This is a genomic window from Streptomyces africanus, assembly GCF_002150735.1.
In the GTDB taxonomy this organism is placed as follows: Bacteria; Actinomycetota; Actinomycetes; order Streptomycetales; family Streptomycetaceae; genus Streptomyces; species Streptomyces africanus.
Genome location: NZ_MUKA01000123.1, coordinates 203 through 3,831, shown reverse-complemented (window position 1 = coordinate 3,831; position 3,629 = coordinate 203). Strand labels below are relative to the sequence as shown.

The 3,629-nt window shown below is 71.6% G+C and carries 4 protein-coding genes and 3 tRNA genes; 4 read left to right on the top strand and 3 right to left on the bottom strand.

The features are described from left to right. Nucleotides 1-360 (top strand): DsbA family protein (locus CCL05_RS17730; RefSeq protein ID WP_086561477.1); only part of this gene is annotated, 360 nt, incomplete at its 5' end. 50 nt (nt 361-410) lie between these two features. Here the strand turns inward: CCL05_RS17730 and CCL05_RS17725 are convergent. From CCL05_RS17725 to CCL05_RS17715, 3 genes are read right to left on the bottom strand one after another with little or no spacing between them, the layout of a single operon-like run. Continuing rightward, nucleotides 411-1,235, bottom strand: coding sequence for a GNAT family N-acetyltransferase (locus CCL05_RS17725; protein ID WP_086561476.1), 825 nt, complete (start codon nt 1,233-1,235; stop codon nt 411-413). Between the two features lie 54 nt (nt 1,236-1,289). Further along, nucleotides 1,290-2,111, bottom strand: a complete 822-nt coding sequence (locus CCL05_RS17720; RefSeq protein ID WP_086561475.1) for an aminotransferase class IV — start codon at nt 2,109-2,111, stop codon at nt 1,290-1,292. Continuing rightward, nucleotides 2,108-3,151 carry a chorismate-binding protein gene (locus tag CCL05_RS17715; RefSeq protein ID WP_086561474.1) on the bottom strand — a complete coding sequence of 348 codons (1,044 nt, stop codon included), beginning with the start codon at nt 3,149-3,151 and terminating at the stop codon, nt 2,108-2,110. Before CCL05_RS17715 ends, CCL05_RS17720 begins: the two co-directional genes overlap by 4 nt. Before the next feature lie 178 nt (nt 3,152-3,329). Between CCL05_RS17715 and CCL05_RS17710 the strand changes: the two genes are divergently transcribed. The 3 genes from CCL05_RS17710 to CCL05_RS17700 all read left to right on the top strand — a co-directional run bounded on the left by CCL05_RS17710 (nt 3,330) and on the right by CCL05_RS17700 (nt 3,584). Continuing rightward, nucleotides 3,330-3,402: transfer RNA gene (locus CCL05_RS17710), tRNA-Gly, on the top strand. A gap of 35 nt (nt 3,403-3,437) precedes the next feature. Next, nucleotides 3,438-3,511 (top strand) — tRNA-Cys (locus CCL05_RS17705). Nucleotide 3,512: 1 nt separating this feature from the next. Next, nucleotides 3,513-3,584, top strand: a tRNA-Val gene (locus CCL05_RS17700). The last annotated feature ends 45 nt before the right edge of the window (nt 3,585-3,629 follow it).

Here is a 3,629-nt window from a genome sequence, read left to right as displayed (position 1 = left end):
GCCCAGGCCGCGGAGGAGGCGTGGGAGCAGGGCCGGGGATGGGAGTACGCCGAGGCGCTCCTGGGGCGGGTCGAGGAGCTGGGCCGTAAGGGAGAACCCTTCCTGGTCGAGCTGGCCCGCGAACTGGACCTGGACGCCGAGGAGTTCGACACCGCCCTGATCGACGGCCGGCACATCCTGATCGTGGACGCCGACCAGGCCGAGGGCAAGGCGATCGGCGTGACCGGCACCCCGACGTACGTCATCGGCGGCGAGCGCCTCGACGGAGGCAAGAGCCAGGAGGGGCTGCGCGAGCGGATCGAGCAGATCGCGGACCGGCTGCTGGCCGGGCCGGAGCAGGAGCAGGAGCAGGAGAGCTGACCCGACGCACCCGCCCGCCCCCGGCTCCGGCCGGGCCGGCCGCTGGGCCGTTACAACAGCGGCTTGTACATCGCGTACAGGTTCGTCTCGTAGCCGAGCGACGCGTAGAGCCGTTCGGCCGGGGTGTTGCCGGCGAAGACGTTGAGGCCGATGGTGCGCCGGCCCTCGACGATCGTCTGCGCCTCGGCCAGCAGCATGAGGGTGCGGCCGTGGCCCTTGCCGCGGTGGGCGGCGTGGGTCTCGACGTCGAAGACGAAGGCGCTGTCCTCACGCAGGGCGAGCCACAGCGTGCCCACCGCCGTCCCCTCGTGTTCCACGACGCTGACGAGCATGCCGGGGGTGGCGAGGCCGTCGGGCAGCAGGGTGGCGTGGTCCCGTTCCGACTTGACGCGGGCCTCGGCCTCCGGGACGCCCCGCTCGATCCAGCTCTGCGCGTAGTCCTGCTTGCCCTTCTCCAGCCAGGGGCCGAACTCCGCCTCGGTCATGGGCCGGGCACGGCTGCCCTCCGGCAGTTGAGGCGGGGTGTCGCCGAGCGGTTTGGCCATGCCGCGGTTGCGGACGACGTAGCCGAGCGCGGTGGCGAGCCGGAACGCCGCCTCGGAGTCGGCGGGCACGGTCGCCTCGATGCGGCGACACCCCCAGCCGCGCGCCACCTCCTCGGCGGCCAGCGCGGCCACCGTGCCCCGGCCGCGCCTGCGGTCCGGTTCCTCGATGCGCAGCTTCATGATCCGGGCCACGGTGTCGCCGAACACGGGATGCGTGCCGAGGTGTATCGCCCCTACGGGACGGCTGTTCACGCACACCTGGTAGCGGCGTGAGCGCGTTCCGTCGGCGTTCTGCTGAAGCGGCTCGGTCGGCCGCAGGGTCGTGGTCATCAGGGGTGTTCTACCCCCAACCACGGCCCTGGTCAGCCGAATATGCGGGAGCTGTCAGGGGTCGAGGTCGTCCCCGGACCGCTCCTCGAAGATCCGCATGGCCTTGGCGGTCACCGGGCCGGGCGCGCCGGGCAGCTCCCGGTCGTCGACCCGGTGCACGGCCTGCACGTCCCGCAGGGTGGACGTCAGGAAGACCTCGTCGGCCCGTTCCAGGACGTCCAGCGGCAGGTCGGTCTCCTCGGCGCCGGTCCATTCGATCGCGAGCGCGCGGGTGATGCCCGCGAGGCAGCCCGAGGCGAGCGGCGGAGTATGGATCTCGCCGTCGAGGACGACGAAGACGTTGGACCCCGTGCCCTCGCAGAGCTGTCCCACCGTGTTGCCGAACAGGGCCTCGGAGGCGCCCTGTTCGCGGGCGCGGGCGAGGGCGACGACGTTCTCGGCGTACGAGGTGGTCTTCAGGCCGGTGAGCGCGCCGCGCTCGTTGCGGGTCCAGGGGACCGTGATCACGGCGGTGGAGTCGGGCCGGCGGGCCGTCTCGCCGAGGGCGACGACGAGGGTCGGGCCCTGCTCGCCGCGGTCGGAGCCGAGCGGGCCGTGACCGCCGGTGTAGGTGATGCGCAGGCGGCCCAGCGGCATGAGGTTGGCCTCCAGGACGGCGGCACAGGCGCGGCGCACCTCGTCGTGGTCCGGGTCGGGCAGCCCGAGGCCGCGCGCCGACCGGGTCAGCCGGTCGAGGTGCCGCGTGAGCGCGAACGGCCGGCCGTCCACGGCCTTCACCGTCTCGAAGATGCCGTCGCCCACGGTCAGCCCGTGATCGAAGACGGAGACGCGGGCGGACTCCATGTCCTGCAAGCCGCCGTCGAGCCAGATCTTCACGTCAGGTCCTCTCCACTCACCTCATACGCTTCCGACGCTATCGCGAGCAGCCGGGCCGCCTTCAGCTCGGTCTCCCGCCACTCCCCCTCGGGATCCGAACCCCAGGTGATGCCGGCGCCGGTGCCGAAACGCAGCATGCCGTCGGCCCGGTCGATCCAGAAGGTACGAATGCCGACGGCCAGCTCTCCGGCCTGCCGGTCGGCGTCGACCCACCCGATCCCTCCGCAGTACGGCCCTCTGGGCGCCGTCTCCAGCGCGTCGATGATCCGCAGCGCGCTCGACTTGGGCGCGCCGGTGACGGAGCCGGGCGGGAAGGCGGCGGCGAGCAGCTCGGCCCAGCCGGCCCCCTCCCCCAGCTCACCGCGGACCGTCGACACGAGATGGACCAGCCCCGGGTGCTTCTCGACGGCACACAGGTCGGGCACCGTCACACTGCCGGTGGCGCAGACGCGCCCGATGTCGTTGCGGACGAGGTCCACGATCATCACGTTCTCGGCGTAGTCCTTCTCCAGCAGGTCCGCCTCGGTGCGGCCGGTGCCCTTGATCGGCCCGGACTCGATGACGCGTCCCTCGCGCCGCAGGAACAGTTCGGGGGACGCGGTGGCGATCTCCACTCCGTGACCGGGCAGGCGAATCGTTCCTGCATACGGTGCCGGGTTGCCGAGGGCCAGCAGGGCCGTGAGGGCGTCCACGTCGGCGCCGCGCGCGACGGGCGCGGACAGCACCCGGCACAGGTTCGCCTGGTAGACCTCGCCGGCCGCGATGTGCTCGCGGATCCGCCGCACCGCCGCCGTGTACGCGGCGCGGTCGAGCGACGACGTCCAGCCACACGCCGACGGGCCCCGCCACGCGCCGGGGACGGGGGCGGACACGGCCGCCTGCCGCACGTCCCGGAAGCGTGCGCAGGTCAGACGGCCCTCGAAGTCGGCGCAGACAGCCCAGAAACCGCTGGATTCCAGGGCTTCGGGATCGTCCGTGACGTCGAGGAGCCCGGTGGCGACACGGTCGCCGAAACGGGCGAGGGGTGGGAGGTCGAGCACGCGGTCGAGTCTATGGCGGGTGTCCCGCGGGTGACCGGCGGATGTCCGTTCGTGAGGCCCTGTGACCGTCCTGAGCAGGGGAAGCGCAGCACGCTGCGCAAACGCGTTTTTGTGCTGGCCCCGGAATCCGCTAGAGTTCAACTCGTCGCCGGGCCGCGAGAGCGGGCCGAAACGACAGGCGGACGTAGCTCAGTTGGTAGAGCGCAACCTTGCCAAGGTTGAGGTCGCGAGTTCGAACCTCGTCGTCCGCTCGAAGGAACACGGGGCTTCCGGGCCCTACGCTCCTGGTGGAGTGGCCGAGAGGCGAGGCAACGGCCTGCAAAGCCGTCTACACGGGTTCAAATCCCGTCTCCACCTCCAAGGACGATTAGCTCAGCGGGAGAGCGCTTCCCTGACACGGAAGAGGTCACTGGTTCAATCCCAGTATCGTCCACTGGATCTGCTCGTGGATCCGACCCGCGCGATTAGCTCAGCGGGA

Coding starts and splice junctions, on each gene's coding strand:
- CCL05_RS17725 (WP_086561476.1), bottom strand. CDS start 1,235: ATGACCACGACCCTGCGGCCGACCGAGCCGCTTCAGCAGAACGCCGAC.